This is a genomic window from Dankookia sp. GCM10030260, assembly GCF_042666655.1.
In the GTDB taxonomy this organism is placed as follows: Bacteria; Pseudomonadota; Alphaproteobacteria; order Acetobacterales; family Acetobacteraceae; genus Paracraurococcus.
In genome coordinates this window covers 1-17,677 of sequence record NZ_JBHTDE010000034.1, presented here as the reverse complement: position 1 = coordinate 17,677, position 17,677 = coordinate 1, and the positions used below count along the sequence as shown (strand labels likewise).

The 17,677-nt window shown below is 66.5% G+C and carries 16 protein-coding genes; 10 read left to right on the top strand and 6 right to left on the bottom strand.

All coding sequences use genetic code 11. The features are described 5' to 3' along the window. Positions 1-90: 90 nt before the first annotated feature. From ACFQS7_RS29495 to ACFQS7_RS29485, 3 genes are all read right to left on the bottom strand, one after another. A complete protein-coding gene (locus ACFQS7_RS29495) occupies positions 91-462 on the bottom strand; it encodes a hypothetical protein (protein WP_380070722.1) in 372 nt (123 codons plus the stop codon). 116 nt (positions 463-578) lie between these two features. Further along, positions 579-2,717 (bottom strand): Z1 domain-containing protein, encoded by a 2,139-nt coding sequence (locus tag ACFQS7_RS29490; RefSeq protein ID WP_380070721.1) that lies wholly within the window; start codon positions 2,715-2,717, stop codon positions 579-581. A gap of 199 nt (positions 2,718-2,916) precedes the next feature. Then, complete coding sequence (locus ACFQS7_RS29485; RefSeq protein ID WP_380070720.1) at positions 2,917-3,555, bottom strand: Eco29kI family restriction endonuclease; 639 nt, start codon at positions 3,553-3,555, stop codon at positions 2,917-2,919. Positions 3,556-3,808: 253 nt separating this feature from the next. Between ACFQS7_RS29485 and ACFQS7_RS29480 the strand changes: the two genes are divergently transcribed. Then, positions 3,809-5,008 carry an IS256 family transposase gene (locus tag ACFQS7_RS29480; RefSeq protein ID WP_380070719.1) on the top strand — a complete coding sequence of 400 codons (1,200 nt, stop codon included), beginning with the start codon at positions 3,809-3,811 and terminating at the stop codon, positions 5,006-5,008. Between the two features lie 208 nt (positions 5,009-5,216). Here ACFQS7_RS29480 and ACFQS7_RS29475 read toward each other — a convergent pair whose 3' ends face one another. The 3 genes from ACFQS7_RS29475 to ACFQS7_RS29465 all read right to left on the bottom strand — a co-directional run bounded on the left by ACFQS7_RS29475 (position 5,217) and on the right by ACFQS7_RS29465 (position 10,019). Continuing rightward, positions 5,217-8,585, bottom strand: coding sequence for a TM0106 family RecB-like putative nuclease (locus ACFQS7_RS29475; protein ID WP_380070718.1), 3,369 nt, complete (start codon positions 8,583-8,585; stop codon positions 5,217-5,219). A gap of 69 nt (positions 8,586-8,654) precedes the next feature. Beyond that, on the bottom strand, positions 8,655-8,993 hold the full coding sequence (locus tag ACFQS7_RS29470) for a hypothetical protein (protein ID WP_380070717.1): 339 nt from the start codon (positions 8,991-8,993) through the stop codon (positions 8,655-8,657). Positions 8,994-9,140: 147 nt separating this feature from the next. Further along, positions 9,141-10,019: a hypothetical protein gene (locus ACFQS7_RS29465; RefSeq protein WP_380070716.1), complete on the bottom strand. Its 879-nt coding sequence runs from the start codon at positions 10,017-10,019 to the stop codon at positions 9,141-9,143. A 164-nt stretch (positions 10,020-10,183) separates the two neighbouring features. Between ACFQS7_RS29465 and ACFQS7_RS29460 the strand changes: the two genes are divergently transcribed. The 9 genes from ACFQS7_RS29460 to ACFQS7_RS29420 all read left to right on the top strand — a co-directional run bounded on the left by ACFQS7_RS29460 (position 10,184) and on the right by ACFQS7_RS29420 (position 17,503). Further along, a complete protein-coding gene (locus ACFQS7_RS29460; RefSeq protein ID WP_380070714.1) occupies positions 10,184-12,268 on the top strand; it encodes an AAA family ATPase in 2,085 nt (694 codons plus the stop codon). A 2-nt stretch (positions 12,269-12,270) separates the two neighbouring features. Continuing rightward, positions 12,271-12,801, top strand: a complete 531-nt coding sequence (locus tag ACFQS7_RS29455) for a hypothetical protein (protein ID WP_380070713.1) — start codon at positions 12,271-12,273, stop codon at positions 12,799-12,801. A 23-nt stretch (positions 12,802-12,824) separates the two neighbouring features. Beyond that, positions 12,825-13,316, top strand: a complete 492-nt coding sequence (locus ACFQS7_RS29450; protein ID WP_380070712.1) for a hypothetical protein — start codon at positions 12,825-12,827, stop codon at positions 13,314-13,316. A gap of 210 nt (positions 13,317-13,526) precedes the next feature. After that, a complete protein-coding gene (locus ACFQS7_RS29445; protein ID WP_380070711.1) occupies positions 13,527-13,964 on the top strand; it encodes a hypothetical protein in 438 nt (145 codons plus the stop codon). 115 nt (positions 13,965-14,079) lie between these two features. Further along, positions 14,080-15,099 carry a helix-turn-helix transcriptional regulator gene (locus ACFQS7_RS29440; protein ID WP_380070710.1) on the top strand — a complete coding sequence of 340 codons (1,020 nt, stop codon included), beginning with the start codon at positions 14,080-14,082 and terminating at the stop codon, positions 15,097-15,099. 81 nt (positions 15,100-15,180) lie between these two features. After that, on the top strand, positions 15,181-15,549 hold the full coding sequence (locus tag ACFQS7_RS29435) for a hypothetical protein (RefSeq protein ID WP_380070709.1): 369 nt from the start codon (positions 15,181-15,183) through the stop codon (positions 15,547-15,549). Positions 15,550-15,689: 140 nt separating this feature from the next. Further along, positions 15,690-15,836, top strand: a complete 147-nt coding sequence (locus ACFQS7_RS29430) for a hypothetical protein (RefSeq protein ID WP_380070708.1) — start codon at positions 15,690-15,692, stop codon at positions 15,834-15,836. Between the two features lie 137 nt (positions 15,837-15,973). Beyond that, entirely contained in the window at positions 15,974-17,020 is a 1,047-nt protein-coding gene (locus tag ACFQS7_RS29425; protein ID WP_380070707.1) for a hypothetical protein, read from the top strand. Between the two features lie 144 nt (positions 17,021-17,164). Continuing rightward, positions 17,165-17,503 (top strand): hypothetical protein, encoded by a 339-nt coding sequence (locus tag ACFQS7_RS29420; protein WP_380070706.1) that lies wholly within the window; start codon positions 17,165-17,167, stop codon positions 17,501-17,503. Positions 17,504-17,677: the final 174 nt, after the last annotated feature.

Below are 17,677 nucleotides of genomic sequence, written 5' to 3'. Positions count from 1 at the left end.
AGCGCAAACGCCCGACACTTTGCCCAAACGCCGGGGGCGACCCAGGCGTAGTGCCACGCGCCCCTGATTTTCCCAAATTCACAAGCCATATCAGGCAGTTCGCAGTAGGCGGTGTTCAAGTTGGGCCTGGAGTTCCCGACCGATCAGCGACGGGTTCGGCACCCGCGCCAGGAGCCCCTCGTAGAAGCCTGCCTCGCCACGAAGCGGCACGACGTCGTCGAACGGCAGGAACTCGTCCACATGACCGTAGAAGTGCTCAGCGTCGGCCGCCGGGGTGACATTAGTGAGGCGCGCGGCGGCGACATACCCTTGCCGCCCGCCGCCGCGTCGTGGCTCGCGATACAGAATCCAGTCGCCTACAGCTTTCCGGGCATCTGCCAGGTATCGCTTCGGGAAGTGGTATCGGCGGGTGATATCGTCGTCGTAGCTGGTGTCCGAGCGGGTATCGAAGACCGCCTTCATGTCCGGGCCAGACTCCGGCGCCGCGATTTGGCTTTCGGCGCCTCGGCCGCCCCCAGCTGCCCGCCGGATCCGCGCGCCAGGTCCGGGCAAGCGTCATTACCGCCGGACGCCATCGTTTAGGCCGCGACCTTGCTCGCGAAGACGACGGGCTTCGATCCGGGCGGCGGCGCCAGGATTGGCCACCAGAACTCGCGGGTGCTCGCCCACCCCAGGTCATGCCCACCCACCTGTTGCAGCAGCACCAGCGCCGGGTTGGTCCGCTTCTCCGTCAGCACCTTGGTTCGGACGGTGGGGGTGCCGAGAATGGAGATGCCGGTTCTATCGCCGGAGGCTGCCCGGCTGAGGCGGCGCCCGCTGTACCTGATGAGGTCAACGGCACCGGCTGAGGTGCCCGACTTGCTGTAGTAGTCGATCATCGCCTTCATGGCGCCCCACTCAAAATCCACGTCATCGAACTCCAGGGTCTCGGCAATCAGATCGATGATTGCGTGCGTATCCGCCTTCTTGATTGTGCGGAACTCCCCATCCAGTGGGCAAAGCTTGTTCACGAGGGCATCCAGCGTCTTCTGGATCTTTACTGCCTCGGCGCCCCGAACCGTATCGAAACTCGTCGGCAGGAACAGGTGACCAGGGCCTGCCGCGACGACGTCGCTGAGCAGGATCTTGTTCGGCGCACAGGGGCGCACCGCACGGCGCGCATCATTTTGGATGAACACCACGCCCCGGTCGTGGGTACCGTTCTCAAATGCCTCCCGCAGGGCGTTTTCGAAGGTGTTGATTTTGAAGAGCCGGTCGTAGACGCCGTTCGACGTAAAGAACCGGGTGACGGCGAGGTCCTCGCGCGGCCTGCTGCCGTACATCCGGGAGTGCTGGAGTACCGTGTCAGCCTGCATCACCCGGGGGTTCCGGCCATAGTAGAAGGAAATCAGGCTAGGGATGGTGATCCCGCGGTCCAGAATGTTGCCGCCGACAAAGATGTTGCCCGGCGTGCGAAGCATCAGCTCAGAGTTCTCATCCAGGAGCGCGGCCACGTCGTTGTCGGAATTCACGTTCTCCAGCGTGAAATCCTCGTTGTTGAGGGAGGCGATGAACGCCTTGAAAGCGTCGGGCTCGCTCGGCATGACGCCGCCGTTGCCCTTCACTGAAGCCGCGAGATCATCGTAGGCGTCCTTGAACAGCGTACGCAGGCTCCGCGGCGCGCTGGCGGCCTGCTCCAGGACGGCCCCGAAGATCCAGTTGATGACTTTCTTCTGCCAGTCATGGGCGGCACGCTGGGTATCGTTGTGGATGACCATGGAGTACTTGGTCTGCTTCTGGCCCGCCGCCTTCTGCTGCCAGCGTCGCACGGAGACGGCCGCCACGAAGGAAATGATGGCGCGGCGCAGGCCCTTCGTGTTGTCGGTCTCCAGCACCCGGTCCTCGCTGATGCGGCGCTTGTCTTCGCGCCTCAAGGCATCCAGCTCGTTATCGGACACCTGCACGAATAGACGGCTTCGCGGGTCATCCTGCTCGAAGCTGCCGAAGTAGTCGTCGCCGCCGACGTAGGCGGGATGGATAGGCAGGAGCATCGTGAAGGCAGGGCGCTTCGGCTTGAAGGTGAAATTGCCCTGGTTCGATGGGGCATATGCCTCCGGTTGCAGATAAAGCGAGTATGGGGTGGCGGTGACCTGGAGAACCGCGAGGCGTTTCAGGTTGCCACGAAGGTCATCGATGGCCTGGGCTATCTTGCCCTGCACGGTGGTCTGGGTGCCCTTCTCCTTAACGAAGCGCACTCCCGCTAAGTCGGCTTCATCGTCTACTAGCAGCACCTTCCCGCCCTTTAGGCGAGGATTGTTCTCATAAAGCTCAGCCAGGCGCTCGAGGTTGTGTATCTGCTTTTTAGCGACGAAAATGATTTTGCGGGAGAGCTCGTTCTTAGTAAGTTTCGGCGGGAGCCGCATGATGTCAAAAACGGCAAATTCATCATCGCCAATGAAATCTTTGAAATCCTTCTTCAGTCGTGCGACCGTTTGAGACGATAGGGACTTCGTACCCTTGGTCAAGACTATCGCGGAGCTGAAGCCGTCATCGAAGGCGGCGGCGATGATGCCGACAAAAGCCCTCGTCTTTCCAGATTGAATCTTCCCGAGCAAAATCCCGGGGCTTTCAGATGTGGTTGTAACTTTGTTGAGTTGGGCTACTGTGTTCCTGATGCAGTCGGCTAGTTCAGGACTATCAGCACGCGTCTTGCTAAGGCGATCATAGTAGTCGGACATCGGTCCTTGGTCCACTTCGAGCGAGCGAATTTTTAGAGCGGAGAGGCTACAGCGGTTCTCTGGTCTCGGCTAGAACGTTTCAGGCTATTTCAGCGGAACTGTCCGATGCGCGGCGGCGGTTCCGACTGCATGGCATGGCCGCATCCGCAAGGCCGCAGCCAGAATAATGATTGGCGGGTGTCACGGCGCTGAGACTGCCTCAGATAAACTTCATGACGCGCTCGTACATGCGGCGAAGCGTCGGGTCAGCTAGGTCCTGGCTCAGTTCGGCCGACCGTTTGGCGATCAGCTTGGCGGCTTCCTCAGCGCGTTCTGAGCCCGCTGGTCTTCCACGCCGACCCGGATGCAAGGCGTCCCACAAGCTGGGTGTACCACCTTCGCGGAAACTGCCGACCACCTTGCTGCCAAAGCTCATGCCATTCCACGGCGGGCGGAACAGCCGAATCATCACCGATTCAGCCAACGCAATGTAGGCGTCGTTCAGGACCAAATACCGGCAGCGGAACTCGTCCAGGTTCAGGTTCTCCACGGCGTCGATCGAGCGCGCGTGCTCAACGATGCGCCCATGGAGCTTGCGCTCGCCACTACCATTTGGACTGAAGCCCTGTTTCGCGCTCTCGCCCGCCGCCTTGCCGATGTAGATTGGATATTTGAATTTCCCGCCGTCTAGTTGGCAGAGCGCAGAATAAGCAGCGTGATTGCCGTAGTAATAGAGGGCATAGACGCCGGCACCGACGAACGGCGTGTCCGGCGGCATCTTGCTGAGCGGCTGCTCCAGGAGCTCCACCGCCAGAGTCACGCCCACGTTCTCCACTGATAATGGATCAAACCTGTCCATAAGCAATCTGTGGCACAGTCGCGCTGTCATTGCCACAGGCGCCAGCTAAGCGTCTGTACGTGCACCCGGGGCAAGTTCAGAGGCGGTGCCGAAGCCAACTTGGTTTGATAATGATAGGGACTATTGGAAGAGGCTGGGATCGTGTCCCCGGACGTGGTGTAGGAGGTCGCCACCGTAATGGTGGCGGTCATCGCGGTGTTCCTCGGTAGGGTTTGGTTGTCGAGACCTACACCCCGAACCTTGGACAGCCACGATGACCGACGACAGGATTGCCCTTCGGGAGCTCTTGGAGAAGGGCTCCGATGCCACCTTCCTCCGTGAGATGATCGGCTTTGTCGCCCAACGCCTGATGGAGTTGGAGAGCGATGGCTTGTGCGGCGCTGCCCATGGCGAGCGCAGCGCCGAGCGGGTGAACCAGCGCAACGGCTACCGTGAGCGCGACTGGCAGACCCGGGCTGGGACGGTCGAACTGCGCATCCCGAAACTGCGCAAGGGCACCTACTTCCCAGCCTTCCTGGAGCCCCGCAGGACCGCCGAGAAGGCGCTGACGGCGGTGATCCAGGAGGCCTATGTCCAGGGCATCTCAACCCGCTCGGTCGATGACCTGGTCCGGGCCATGGGCCTGGAGGGCGTCTCCAAGAGCCAGGTCAGTCGCCTCTGCGCCGAAATCGACGGGCGGGTCGGCGACTTCCTCTCCCGCCCGATCGAGGGCGACTGGCCCTACCTGTGGCTCGACGCCACTTACGTGAAGGTCCGCGAGGCCGGGCGCATCATCCCTGTCGCTGTCACCATCGCAGTCGGCGTCAATGGCGATGGCCGCCGCGAGGTCCTCGGCATGGCGGTCGGCGCCTCCGAGGCGGAGACGTTCTGGCTGGAGTTCCTCCGATCCCTGTCCCGCCGCGGCCTGCGCGGCGTGAAGCTGGTCATCTCCGACGCGCATGAGGGGCTCAAGGCCGCAGTGACCAAGGTGTTGCGGGCCACCTGGCAACGCTGCCGCGTCCATTTCGGCCGCACCGCGTCGGCCCATGCCGGGAAGACCCAGCGCCGCATCGTCTCGGCCTGGATCGGCACCGCCTATGCCCAGGAGGACGCTGCAGCCGCCCACACCCAATGGCGCACGGTGGCCGACCAACTCCGCCCCAAGGTGCCGAAGCTGGCCGCCCTGATGGACGCCGCCGAGGAAGACGTCCTCGCCTACATGCACTTCCCCGCCGCGCATCGGGCCAAGTTACACAGCACCAACCCGATCGAGCGGCTCAACGGCGAAATCAAGCGCCGCACCGACGTCGTCGGCATATTCCCAAACGAAGCCGCCGCCGTCAGGCTGATCGGTGCGATCCTGCTCGAGCAGTCCGACGAGTGGGCCACCCAGCGGGCCCGCTACATGACCCTGGAGACCATCGGCACCATCGGCGATACTGCACCCGTCAGCCTGCCCGCCCTGGCATCCTGACAAGGCGGCCCAGCCAGCCCAGGAGCACCGCTCCTACACCACGTCCGGGGACACGACCGAGGCTGGTTCTCGCGAGCCGAAGCGGTGGATGCTGCATCCATGCTGCGCAAAGCCGCCGCGCGCACCGTCGAGGGTCTCTGGAACACCATCGGCCGCATCGTCGACACTTCTATGTCGGCCGAGTGCGCCAACTACTCCGCTGCACCGGCTATAACCCAGACCAATCGGAAACCGCTCTAGCGGTGTCCTGCCAGGCGAAGGCGCTGCACAGAGTGTTCACCAGCGCCAGCTCATCCACCTTGCCGCACTCCACCTCCAGCAGCTGCGGGCTCGCCAGAAGCACGGCCAGGCACTTTGCCCGGCTGACCGCTACGTTCAGCCGGTTGCGGCTGAACAGGAAGGCGATGTCGCGCGGCAGGTCGTCGCCCGACGACGTGGTCATGGAGACGAGCACCACCGGTGCCTCCTGACCCTGGAACCGGTCCACCGTGCCCACGCGAGCGCCCTCCGGCAGGCTCCGGCGCAGCAGGTTGACCTGCACGTTGTAGGGGGCGACGACCAGCACGTCCTCCGCCGTCATCGCCCGCTCCTTGCCATGACGATCCACCCAGCGCTGCCCGACCAGCGCGCGCCACAGCTGGGCCGCCTCCGCCACCTCCTCCGGGCAGGATTGCGAACGGCCGGCATGTGTCACCACGTGGAAGCGCAGACCATGCGGCCCAAGCGGCGTCGGGGCGCCATCCGCCAGCACCAACCGCTGCCGTCCGGCATCCGGGTGGGCGCGCAGCCGACCCTCGTAGATCGCCTCCGATACCCAGTCACACAGCGCCGGATGCATGCGGAAGGAAACGTCGAGCAGGATGCCCCGGTCCGGCGGCACGGTCGCCGCGCCCTGCAGCAGGTGCTCCAGCGCGCTGACGCCGGTGCCCTCGGGGTGCGCGCCCTGGATAGGCTGGCCAAGCTGCTGCTGGTCGCCCACTAGCACGATGTTCCGCGTCGCGAGGCCCATGGCGACGAGGTTGCCGAGCGAAACCTGCCCCGCCTCGTCCACGAACAGGGTGTCGAGCCCCAACTCCTGCTCTTCCCGCGCGAAGAGCCAAGCGGTGCCGGCCACCAGGTCGCAGTCGTCCGGCACATCGTCGTTGTCGGTGACGGTGGTGATGCAGTCTCCCTCGAAGGCCTGCTCGGGCTTGCCCGCAGTCGCCTTCTTGATGCCGGTGAAGGCGAAGCCCTGCTCGCGCGCCGCCGCCTCGATACCTTCGAGCAGGTTGTTGATCGCCTTGTGCGACAGCGAGGCGACGCCGACCCGCCGGCCAGCCTGCATCAGCGCCACGGCGATCCGGCTGGTCGTCCAGGTCTTGCCCGTGCCCGGCGGCCCCTGGATGAACAGGTAGCTGCGGTCGAGGGCGCTGACGGTGCGGATCGCGCCCGCCAGCGCCGTCTCGCCCGCGGCGAGGATGGGCGCCCCCGCTATCTGCCCCGCGATCCGCGGTGGCTCCCGGCGCAGAATGCCCTCCAGCGCGGCGAAACGCCCGTCGCGCGCCGCGACGGAGCCGGCGAAGCGCCGCATCGCCGCGCGCAGCACGGCATCCTCGATCGGCGGCGCGGGGCCGAGGCAGAGCGCCTCCGGCAACTCGCCCGCCGCCTTGCCGCGCTTGAGCACCAGGCGGCAGGCCGCCTCGTCCAGGGTCACGATCTCCCCGGCGCGCTCCATCGTCGCGGCGATGGTTGGCTTCTCGCCCAAGCGCAGCTTGGTGTCCTGCGGCGGATAGCAGTAGGCGCGCAGGAAGGATTTCTTCTCGGCGCCGCAGGGCCCCTCGGCAACCAGGCCGCCGAGGCACTCGGCATCGGCGATCAGTTCCTCCTCGTCGCGTTCCATGCGGTCGAACATCGCCCACCATTGCGGCTTCTGCTCGCGCCGATGGAAATTGCAGAGCTCGGCAACCAGGGCGCGATAGGGCGTCTCCTCGGCCGTTGCGCCGCTTAGCAGCAGTGACCGGAGCGCCTCCCGTTCGGCCTCGGCCGCACGCTGCTTCTCCTCCTTCGCCGCATCCGGCGCCTCGACGGCAGGATCGAACCAGGGAGCGCCGACCGGCCGCAGGCCCAGCAGCCAGCCATGCAGCTCGGCCGTCGAGCGGCAGTCGATCTTGTTGTAGGCCTCGATCTCCGAGAGGATGTTGGTGTCGCCGGTTTCGCAGAAGCGCTCATAGGCGACGATGCTGTCGGCGGCCGTCTCGACCTCGCCGGCGCGCGCATCCCGGAAGAAGTGCTCGACATTCTTCAGCGAGTAGCGCGGCTCGCCGATCCGCAGTTGCTCCCGCACCACCACGTAGAGGTCCACGAACCGCCGGCGCCGGAGCATGTCGTCCAGCGCCGCCTCGCGCGTCCCGTGCCGCATGGCCAGGCGCTTCAGCGCCGTCGTCTCGTAGTGGTTGTAGTGGTAGACATGCGCGCCGGGGCGAGCCGCCAGCTGGGCCGCCAGCACGTCCATGAAGGCCTCGAAGGCGCGCTTCTCCTGCGCGCGGTCGTGCGCCCAGAAGCCGCGGAAATGCCCGCCCGCCTCCATGCCGAACAGGTATTCCAGCCCGCCCTCGGGGAAGAGCGGGTCGCCCTCCATATCGAAATACACGTCGCCCGCATCGGGTGGCGGCAACCGCCCGAAGCCGCGGCCCGGCTCCGGCGAGAGGATCTCGTACACCTTCCCGCCGGAGACCCGGGCCTGGTGCTGCAGCAGGGCCTGGGCGCGCAGCGTGGCCAGCGTCGCAGGCGCGATATCCGGGATGCGCTGCCCCTCCGGCAGCGCGGCCAGTTCCGCCATGGTGTCCACGCCGGCCGCTCGCAGCCGGCGCACCTGCCCGCCACGGATATTGGCCACCCGGCTGAGGTGGTCGGCCTGCTCCCACTCCGCCTCGCAGCGCTCGGACCAGTCGCAGATCGCGCAGTGGCCGCAGGGCTCGGCCTCGGTCTCGCGCACCGCGGCGGCCATGAAGTCTTCCAGCCGCCGCCCGGCCAGGCGGGCGTAGTGCACCACGTCGCCGGGCCGGATCACCTCCTCCCGCCCGTTGCCCAGCTTCACCCGCAGCGCCGGGGGCGGCACGCCCTGCACCGCCTCCACCAGGTCGGCATAGAGCGCCAGCTGAATGGCGTGGGAGGCCTTGGCGCGGGAGGCAAGCTTGGTGTCCACCACCTCGTAGCACCAGGGGCCGAGGCTGGAGGGCTGCTCCACCCGGACCAGGAAGTCGGCGAAGCCGTGCCAGCGACCGCGCGCCAGGGCGCCCTGGAAGATGACGTCCGCGCCCTGCCGCATCGCTGCCGTGGTTGCCGCGATCCGGTCCTCCAGGCTCTGCGCTCCGGCGATCTCCAGGACCAAGCGGCCCTCCGCCTCCAGCGCTTTACGGTAGGCCGCCTCATGGGCCAGGCCGCGGCCTTGCACCAGTTCCAGCGTGGCGTCCGCGGCGCCCTTCTTGATGGTCTCGCCGTCCAGCACGCGTCGGGCGAGCGCGCTGGCGTGGCGGCAGCCGAGGAAAGCATTCAGGTCCCCCGCCGAGAGCAGGAGCCGTCCGTGGTAGTGCCGCATCCGCAGGTCCCCCCCCTGCGCGCAGGCATAAACTTTCGTAGTATTTAATCAACTAAAGATTGATAAAAGTCACGGCCGTGACGGCGGGACGGTGCGCTCTGCCTCCCCGCCGCGAGCCCGCAGCAACGCATGCACCTCGCGGTGGCGCGCTCCGTAGGCCGACATGGCACGGCCCACCTCGGCCCAGCCCGGGCGCTCCTTCGGCACCGACGGCATGACGGACGCTGAGGTTGGGAGGCTTGGCGTCACCAGCCTGCCGCGGATCAGGGGCGTGGTGAGCAGCACGGCGTAGATCACCCCGCCGAACAGCGCGGTAAGGATGAGAATCCCGAGGCCGATCCGCCGCAACAGGCAGCCAATGAAGACCCCGCCGAGGAATAGGATGAGAAAGAGACCGCCGTCCCTCATGCCGGCCTCCCTGTCTGCTGGGCCGCCAGTGCGGTGCCTATCCCAGCACACGGCCGCGGCACGCCGAGGCGGGACCTTACGAGAGCAAGGGTCGCGGCTGCACCCGAAGCGATGACCACAATATTCAGTGCAGGCATGCGCCCCTCCTCAGCTGCCGGCCCGGCTAGGCCCGGCCGGGAGGTCACCAAGGCGGCGCAGCAGGCCGTCCAGCGCCTCCCAATGCTGCGCGAGGCCCTGCAGCACGCCGTCGAAGCCCTCCAGCCGCTCCGCCATGGTCGCCAGCATCTGCAATGCGTCGCGCGCGACCAGCCGGGTCCGGGCTAGGTCGGAGGAGGCCTGCAGCACCCGCGCATGGGCGGCCATGGCGGCCGCGAGCAGTTCCATTCCCTGGCCGGCGTCCTCCAGGCGCCCCAGCGCCTGACCGGCCTGGGCGGCAAAGCCCACGACCAGGCGTGCCTGCGCCTCACGCGCGGTGAGCGCGGCGCCCTGGGCGACGGCTTCCACCTCGGCCTTCATTGCCTCGGCTGACCCCGGGGCAGCCGCGCGCCCGCGGGCCCGGAGTTGCTCCAGCTGGGCCCGCATCGTCTCCACATCGCGCCCGACCGTACGGCCAAGCGCCTGCGCCTGGCCCAGCACGCCGCGCAAGCTCGCCAGTCGCCGCCGCTGCGCCGCGAGCACCTCCGGCATGCGGGCGGCCAGCGTGCCGAGGCGGTCCGCGCCCTCGGCCCATGTCTGCGCCATCTCCGGCAGCAGGGCGTCCACCAAGGGTGCATCACGCAGCCGCTCCAGCAGGCGCGCCTCGGCGTCCATCATCTGCTGCAGCGTGCGGACGACCTCGTCGGCACCCTCCGCGCGCAACGCATCCGCCTCGGCGCGGAGCTGGCCGGTCCAGACGACAACCTGATCGTCCGGGCGTGCAACCGACTGTGACGGTGCCTGCGCCGCGGCGGGCTGGACGGCGAGAACCAGCACGGTGGTGCCGACCAGCAGGAAGCGGCACAGGGTCGCGTGACATGACGGGTGCATTGGGCCTCCGGACGTGTGGTCCGGACGGCGGGACATCCCGCTTGCGGCCACGGACCGATCATCGGTCCGTTGCACGTCAGGAATTGTCGCATATTACTGCGAAGCTCTGCCCATCACAGGCTGCCGGCATGTCGGGCGGCCACCACAGTCGGGGATTCCAGCCGATGCTTCTAGACTCCGTCGATCGCGCCCAGTTCGGTTGGTACCTCAAGAACGCCCTGCTCAGCGAACCGGCCAACCTCTTCGGCTGCGTTCTCCGCTGGCACTACAGGGTCGCGGGTGTTGCGAGGCCGCCGGAGGACAAACCCGCCTCGGGAGACGATGAGGATTTGGTCCCGGCACCTGGAACCGATCGCTATGCCGAGTTGCACGCCACCGTCGCCGGCCGCCTCGAGAGGTTCACGGTTCCCCAGGCGAGCGGCGGGCCTTTCGAGCGCAACATAGCCCACGCCGTTGCCGCCTTTGGCCTGACGACGCTCGACATCGCCATCCTGCAATTCGTCAATCGGTGTTACGGGCAGTTCGACCTCAAGACCTTCGTCAACCTTGCCTTCCAGAAACTGGATGATATCCCGCGCACCGTGGCGGCGATGCTGGGCGTACCACCGAGCGAGGTGGAGGCACGGCTCATGCCAGCGGCGCCGCTACGCGATTGCGGGCTGCTGATGGTGGAGGACAGCCCGCACATCCTCATCGGCAACAGCTGTGGCTTGTGGATCCCGGAGCCGATTCGAAGGCGCCTTGGGCGCGATTACGGCGACGGCGGCGAACTTGCCGCCGCCATCATCGGACGAGAGTGCCAGAGCGCACTGGAGTGGCAGGACTTCGCGCATCTCGGCGAGGCCGCGGAGGTGGCCGCGCGTGTGCTCAAAGCGGCGGTGGCGGCGCGGGAAACCGGCGTTCACGTCCTGCTTTTCGGTCCGCCGGGCACCGGTAAGACGGAGTTCGCCGCAGCGTTAGCAGATCGGGCCGGCCTGCGACTGTTCGCGGCCGGCGAGGCCGACGACTACGGCAACGAGCCCTCTCGCCACGACCGGCTAGCGGCGGTGCGCGCCTCGCAGGCCATGCTTCGCAGCTTCGGGAACGCCGCCGTTCTGCTGGACGAGGCGGAGGACGTGCTGGAAGGCCGCCGAAGCTACGGCCAGAATCGCGACGAGATTTCAAAAGCTTTCATGAACCGCACGCTGGAGGTCGCGGCTGTCCCCATCATCTGGACCTGCAATGCCGTGGGTTGGATGGATCCGGCCACCTTGCGGCGGATGGCGATGGTGATCGAGGTCACGGTGCCCGACACGGCGGCCCGGCAGCGCATCTGGACGCGCGTGCTGGAGCGCGAGACCGTCGTGCTCGACGCCGAGGCGCCGGCCAGACTGGCCCGACGCTGGGCGGCCCCCGCCGCCGCCGCCGCCTCCGCCGCCCGCGCCGCGCGTCTCGCCGGCGGCGGGGAGGCAACGGTGGAAACTGCCCTGACCGGCGTCATGGCCGTGATTGGACGGACCGTACCCGACGATGCTGAGCGCGACGAGGGCAAGGCCCGCTTCGACCCGGCGCTGACCGTCTGCACGGAGGACCTGTGCGCGCTCTGCGCAACCTTGGCCCGGCCGGAGGCGCCACGGGGCTGGTCCCTCTGCCTCAGCGGCCCGCCCGGCACGGGCAAGAGCGCCTTCGCTCGGTACCTTGCGGTTCGGCTCGGCCTGCCGGTGCTGCAGAAGCGCGCCTCCGACCTGCTATCCATGTGGGTCGGAGGCAGCGAGCAGGCGATCGCCGCCGCCTTTGCCGAGGCCCGTAGTCGCAACGCCTTGCTGCTGATCGACGAGGCGGAGGCGCTGCTCTTCGACCGCGGCGCGGCGCAGCGCGCCTTCGAGGTGAGCCAGGTAGACGAGATGCTGACCTGGATGGAGCGCCACCCGCTGCCGCTGGTCTGCACCACCAACCTGCCGGAAAGGATGGACCGCGCGGTGCCGCGGCGCTTCACACTGAAGCTGCGCTTCGAGGCGCTGGACCCGGCCCGCGCAGTGCTGGCCTTCCGGCGGCTCTTTGGGGCAGAGCCGCCTCGCCAGCTTCCGGAAGGGCTGACGCCTGGCGACTTCTCGGTGGTGCGGCAAAAGGCGGCGCTGCTTGGCATGCAGGACCCTGAGCACCTGGTACAATGGCTCGAGGAGGAAGCGGCGGCGAAGGGCGAGGCTCGCGCGCCAATTGGCTTCCGGGCCATGGCGCCGGAGCCGCGCACGACGGTCCGGGCAGCCTGAACATGGCGGTTCGGCCGCGCATCCAGCGTTGCTTCGTCGCCTGGCTGGAGGAGGCGCGCCCGCGCCTAGCCGCCCAGCCTCGTATCCTGCGGCGCGACGACCTTCGGCTCCGGATGTCCTTCGCTGGGCTGACGCCCGTGATCGGCGCCACCTTGTCCCGCTACGACATCGACGTTTGCGTGGAGTGGCGGGAGGTGTTGTGGGACTTCGTCTACAGCGAGTACGTCGCAGTGAGGGGGCGCCGCGGCGCCTATGTCTGCGCTGCCTGCGCGCCCGAGGCGAGGGCCTTCTACCCGAGTCGTGAGGCGCTGTGGCAGGGGCACCTGTTCGAGCCGTTCCTGAAGTGGGTCAACGGAACGCTCGCGCCGGCTAGCCGGGTCGTCCTCTACGCCGGTGACGGCTGGCAACAGGACGAACCTGGATGGAGCGCCGCGCGCCTGTGGCGCGAGGGCGACAATCCGCGCTTCCTTGAGGGTGCCGTGGCGGTGCTGCCTCTGCGCAGCGGCCCGGCCCATGTGGAACCCGGTCGTTGACAGAACACGTTCCTGCACGCCGCATGACCAACGGTGAGGCGCTGGACTGGCTGCTGGCCGAGCCGGCCGCAGGCGACGACCCGCCCGTGCCGCTCGACGCGCTGGCCGACTGGGTGAGGCTGATCCCGAGCAACCGCTGGCGGCCATCGGCACGACGGGCTTTCCGGCTCCGTTTCGGCATAAGGCTCGAGTATGAGCCTTGGCACTGGCCTGCCCCGATAACCTTCAGATGGGATCGCTGGCGGGCAGAGCCGTTCGATGCCTGGGTCCGCCCGGTTGAGAGAGCGAGCGGCGAGGGCGAGCCGACGCGGCAAGATACTGGCCATGTGCCTGGGCCCCGGAAGTTCTACCGACTGCCGGATGACCTGCCGCTTGGTCATATGATGACCTGGCTCCTCGGGCGTCCGCCCTACCAGGACCGCGAATCCTGTGCCGTGTGGAAGGACGAGGAACTCCGCGAATACGTGCAGGTGGACGGCCGACTGGTCCCGCGGAGTGACATTGAGGAGACATGAGCGGCACGCACCGGCTGCACGGATGGGACAGCCATCCTGGCCAAGCTGGCGCGGGACTTGGGGCCGCCGCAGCGAGGCGAGGCATCGCCGAACCCGCCCCGCCCAGGGCGTCATCTGTCCGGCACGCCAGCTTCTGGCGCGCTCCGGGACGATGCTGCCGCCACAAAGAGGCAGGTGAGCGCTGAAAGGGACACGAAGACGAACCGCCAAGTGCTGGACTGGCTCCTGGCCGAGGATGCCGAGGGGTTCCCGCCCGCGCCGCCCGAGGTGCTCGCCAACTGGGTGGAGACGATCCCCTACAGCGTCTATCGGGTCCGGGGGCGACGGGCACTGAAGCAGCACTTTGGGCTGAATCCAGCGCCTGCGCTGCCGCGGGGCTCCGACCGGTTCGACGCTTGGCTCAACGCGCCCTTCCAGCCGCCGGTCTACTCGACCGACGACGAAACGGGGGAGCGCATGCTGCTCTCCCCCGATTTCGTCGAGAAAACCGGCCTGCTCGAAACCAAGCCGCAGAAGTATTATCGGGTGCCATCCGGCCTGACGCGGGAGGAGATGGGAAAGTGGATTCGTGGCGAGCCACCCTATGACGATCAAGAGCCCTACGCCGTCTGGAGCGATTGGGAAGGGACGCGAGTACGAAATCGTTAACGGACAGTTCGTACCCAAGCCGCCCCACGGCACCGGTTGACCCTCGAGCGCTGGCGCCATGGGTAGGTCAGTTCCGGCGTGGCACCAAATCTTACGGCATCGTGGAGCGGGTGAGGTGTACGAGCGGTCCGAGGATATCGTCCGGCTTGCCCTCTTGCTGCAGGGCTCCCGCAGCGGCCTCGGACTCGAGGACATGCAGCATGAGTTCGGCGTCAGCCGACGCACCGCGGAACGCATGCGTGACGCCGTGCTGCGTGCCTTCCCGCAGGTCGAGGAGGTGCCGACCGGAGAGAAGGTAAAGCGCTGGCGCATGCCACGGGGCGTGCTGAACCAGACCGTTGCCTTCGAAGCGCGGGAGCTGGAAGAGCTGACCCTGTCGGCCGAGCGGCTGCGGGCGGAGGGCTTGGCCGAACGTGCTGTGGCGCTGGACAGCCTGCGTGCGAAGATCGCGGCGCTGATGCCCTCGGCCAGTCTGGCGCGCGTGGAGCCGGACCTCGAAGCGTTGTTGGAGGCGGAGGGCCACGCCATGCGGCCGGGGCCGCGCCCCGGCATCACCGATGGACTGCTGGAGACCCTGCGCTCTGCCCTGCTCGGCTGCCGGATGGTGCGGCTACGCTATCGTCGCCGGATCACTGGCCGCAGCACCATGGTCGAACTGGAGCCGCACGGGATCCTGTTCGGCCAGCAGCACTACCTGGTAGCCTTCGCCGCCGGCACGGCGTCCCGCGTGCCGAAGCTCTACGCCCTGTCCAACATCTCCGATGTTACGGCAACCGGGGCTCAGTTCGCCCGCCGCCCGAGCTTCGACCTGAGAGCCTATGCGGCTCGCGCGTTCGGCGTGTTCCAGGAGGACCCACAAGAGGTGAAGTGGCGCTTCGCCCCGGCGCTGGCCATCGACGCGCTGGAGCATCACTTCCACCCCACCCAACGGAAGGATCTTTTGGACGACGGCTCGCTCGAGGTCCGCTTCACCGCCGGCGGCCTGCAGGAGATGTGCTGGCACCTGTTCACCTGGGGGCCAGGCGTCGAGATCCTGGCGCCGGAAAAGCTGCGAACGATGTATCGGAAAATGTTGCGCGCCGCTGAGGACACGTCGCCCCTCTCCCAAAGTGCCCCACAAGGCGAGGAAGCATAGTCATTATGCATTGCCGTCCGGCCCCGAGCGTCCGAATCTGACGTGCTCGCGCCGCATCATGCCCGCTACAGGAGGGCATCGATGCCACAGATCATGATGTCCATTGACCAGATCATGGCCCGGGAGAAGCGGGACATGCTGTTCATCCGGTTCGGGAAGCCATTCGATCCCGGCAAGCGGTCGGATCCCGTGCGGAAGAGGCACTTCGAATGGTTCGCCTCCAAAGGGCTGCGCTACGAGACTGCGGCGCCGCGCGGCTTGTTGGAGGGGGATCCCGGCATCTTCGCGGTGTACTTCGACGGCCCTGACGACCCGCGCATCGCGGAGTACTCGTCCATCTTCGAGGATGCAAATGGCAAGAGCCTCGCATCGGACGAGTACCAGATGGTGATTCTGTCCTACAAGGATTGGCTGCAGAACTCGCCGGACCCAGACGAGGAGCCGTTCTAGCAGCGAGGGCTGCGGTGCTTGGTTTCGGTCAGCATCCCTTATAGGTCAGAGTGACCAGAACTCCGGCCAGACGCAACGCGCTGGCGAAGGTCGCGACTCACAGCCCATCGTGCGGACCATTTGCCCGAACAAGCCTCAAAATGGGCTTGCTGATCAACCGCATGATGGCGGCCGCTTCCATGTTTGGCGTTGTGCGTGTTCTGCCGTGGACCGCGCAGCAGAAAGCATCCCGCCTGCCCGAGCGCGGTCGACAGCAGGCATCTCTGTTTCAAAACCACTGTTGCTGAGGGATGTACGCCAGCTTTTGGCGCATACAATCAGTACCATCTCCCAACAAGCGGGAGACGTTATGTGGGCCACACGGGTCACAGCACGACCCAGTTGGTTTGATGGGCGAACCAGGATTCAAGGACAGTTCAGAGGCATGGCACATCCATTCGAGAGGCTCTCCGCCGAGACGGCGCCTCTGCTGACGCTCTTCGGGCCGCTCGCTGGCACTGTCGGCGCGCTGGTGCGTGCGGCACCGCTGCTTGCCGGACGCATTATGCAGGCACCGCCGCGCGCGATACACGCGATTGCCATCGCGCTGCACCAAGCTGCTGAATCCGCCACTGCGGAGACGCTTGTCGTTATGCTATCCGGCGCGCACCCGCGTGACCTCCTGCGTGACGCCCTCCCCAATAGCGACGCTCGGCTCTACCGGTTATTGGACCGTGCGGCATTGCCGGCCTGGCCGCACGCAGACTACCTGATGCTCGATGCCGTGCTGCGCACCGACGTTGGCGACATGCTACTGCGGCGTGAGGGGATTGCACGCTCCCTCGTGCGGGAAGCGCACGCGGTGATGCATTCTTCGCCGACCATGGTGCGGGCCCGGCACGCAGTCGCCAGCCAGTACGAGCGGGAGCGACTTGAGACTATCGTCATAATGTTGGATGTCCTAGGCTTGACTCGTACGCTCGCGGCCATTCCTGACAGAGCCGGCAGTAAGGCGGTAGCCCGCCGTGTCATGGCGGACTTCGGCCGGGCCGAGGCGCCCGACATCGACTTCCCGGTCCCGCCGGGCTGGACCCGAGTCCGGCGGATCTCCGAACTGTGGGAGCACGGCAGGCGCATGCGGCTGTGCGTGCGCCCTGGCGAGTACGGCGCGGGTGACTATGCAGTGTCGCTGCTGATGAACCGGTCCGTGTTCCTTTTCCACGCCGAGCAGGGGGCTCTCGCTCAGTTTCGTCGACTGCCGGCTAACACTTGGGCCTTCGGTCAATGCGTCCTGGCTAGGAATGTGCAACCGCCCGAGACCGTGATCAGCGCCCTGACGGCGCACGTCAAGGAGGCCGGGGTGGTACTTCTGCCGGCGATGGTCGGCGACGCTCTGGACGCGGTCTTGCAGCCCTTGCGCATGCGGGATCATGACAGTGCTGAGGACGACGCGGCGGACGACGTGCTCGGCCTCGACGAGCTCGCAGCGTAGCCGGGCAGCTTAGGCGTCCACCAGTCCTTGGACGCGACACCACCACCTGGGCTTACGACGCGCTCCAGCCACAGACCTGCAGCGGTCTGCAAAACGGCTACTGAGCGATTTGATCTCGACGTTCATTCTCACCGGGAACCCAATATGGACAGAGCCGCCATTTTCGAAAAAATCACCGAGAGGAATGCCGTGCGGAAGAAGGCGCAGCTTCCACTTCTTGACGTGAGGGCCGAATTTGAGCACGACTGTTCGGTGGCAGCGATGGCCGAATACTCTATATTCTGTGGTACCAAGCAGGTCGACCTAGAGCTAATTACTAAAGAGGTTTTGGCGGAGCACCCGCAGGGGTACTCTGGTTTTGGCCGAATGTACCTGAACCGGCTTGTTCAGTCCCGGTTCGAAGACTTCGTGCGCACTCAGTACGGGGTCGTGAGACCAGCAGAAAAGCCCCGGAACACGGTCCGTTATGGCAAAGGATTTTGAGATTACGGCTGGCATTTCCGGCAGGCTGTAATCTGCTGGCCAACGCTTGGCCCAACTTGAACAGTCCCCGTTGGGAGTCCGTTGGCAAGTGGTTGATTTTGCGCGGCCTGCTGCCTGATTCCCCGGAGTTTGGCAAATATGTAGTGCCACGAACATGGCGAAAAATGGCTTGAA

Coding starts and splice junctions, on each gene's coding strand:
- ACFQS7_RS29495 (WP_380070722.1), bottom strand. CDS start 462: ATGAAGGCGGTCTTCGATACCCGCTCGGACACCAGCTACGACGACGAT.
- ACFQS7_RS29490 (WP_380070721.1), bottom strand. CDS start 2,717: ATGTCCGACTACTATGATCGCCTTAGCAAGACGCGTGCTGATAGTCCT.
- ACFQS7_RS29485 (WP_380070720.1), bottom strand. CDS start 3,555: ATGGACAGGTTTGATCCATTATCAGTGGAGAACGTGGGCGTGACTCTG.
- ACFQS7_RS29480 (WP_380070719.1), top strand. CDS start 3,809: ATGACCGACGACAGGATTGCCCTTCGGGAGCTCTTGGAGAAGGGCTCC.
- ACFQS7_RS29475 (WP_380070718.1), bottom strand. CDS start 8,585: ATGCGGCACTACCACGGACGGCTCCTGCTCTCGGCGGGGGACCTGAAT.
- ACFQS7_RS29470 (WP_380070717.1), bottom strand. CDS start 8,993: ATGAGGGACGGCGGTCTCTTTCTCATCCTATTCCTCGGCGGGGTCTTC.
- ACFQS7_RS29465 (WP_380070716.1), bottom strand. CDS start 10,019: ATGCACCCGTCATGTCACGCGACCCTGTGCCGCTTCCTGCTGGTCGGC.
- ACFQS7_RS29460 (WP_380070714.1), top strand. CDS start 10,184: ATGCTTCTAGACTCCGTCGATCGCGCCCAGTTCGGTTGGTACCTCAAG.
- ACFQS7_RS29455 (WP_380070713.1), top strand. CDS start 12,271: ATGGCGGTTCGGCCGCGCATCCAGCGTTGCTTCGTCGCCTGGCTGGAG.
- ACFQS7_RS29450 (WP_380070712.1), top strand. CDS start 12,825: ATGACCAACGGTGAGGCGCTGGACTGGCTGCTGGCCGAGCCGGCCGCA.
- ACFQS7_RS29435 (WP_380070709.1), top strand. CDS start 15,181: ATGCCACAGATCATGATGTCCATTGACCAGATCATGGCCCGGGAGAAG.
- ACFQS7_RS29430 (WP_380070708.1), top strand. CDS start 15,690: ATGGGCTTGCTGATCAACCGCATGATGGCGGCCGCTTCCATGTTTGGC.
- ACFQS7_RS29425 (WP_380070707.1), top strand. CDS start 15,974: ATGGCACATCCATTCGAGAGGCTCTCCGCCGAGACGGCGCCTCTGCTG.
- ACFQS7_RS29420 (WP_380070706.1), top strand. CDS start 17,165: ATGGACAGAGCCGCCATTTTCGAAAAAATCACCGAGAGGAATGCCGTG.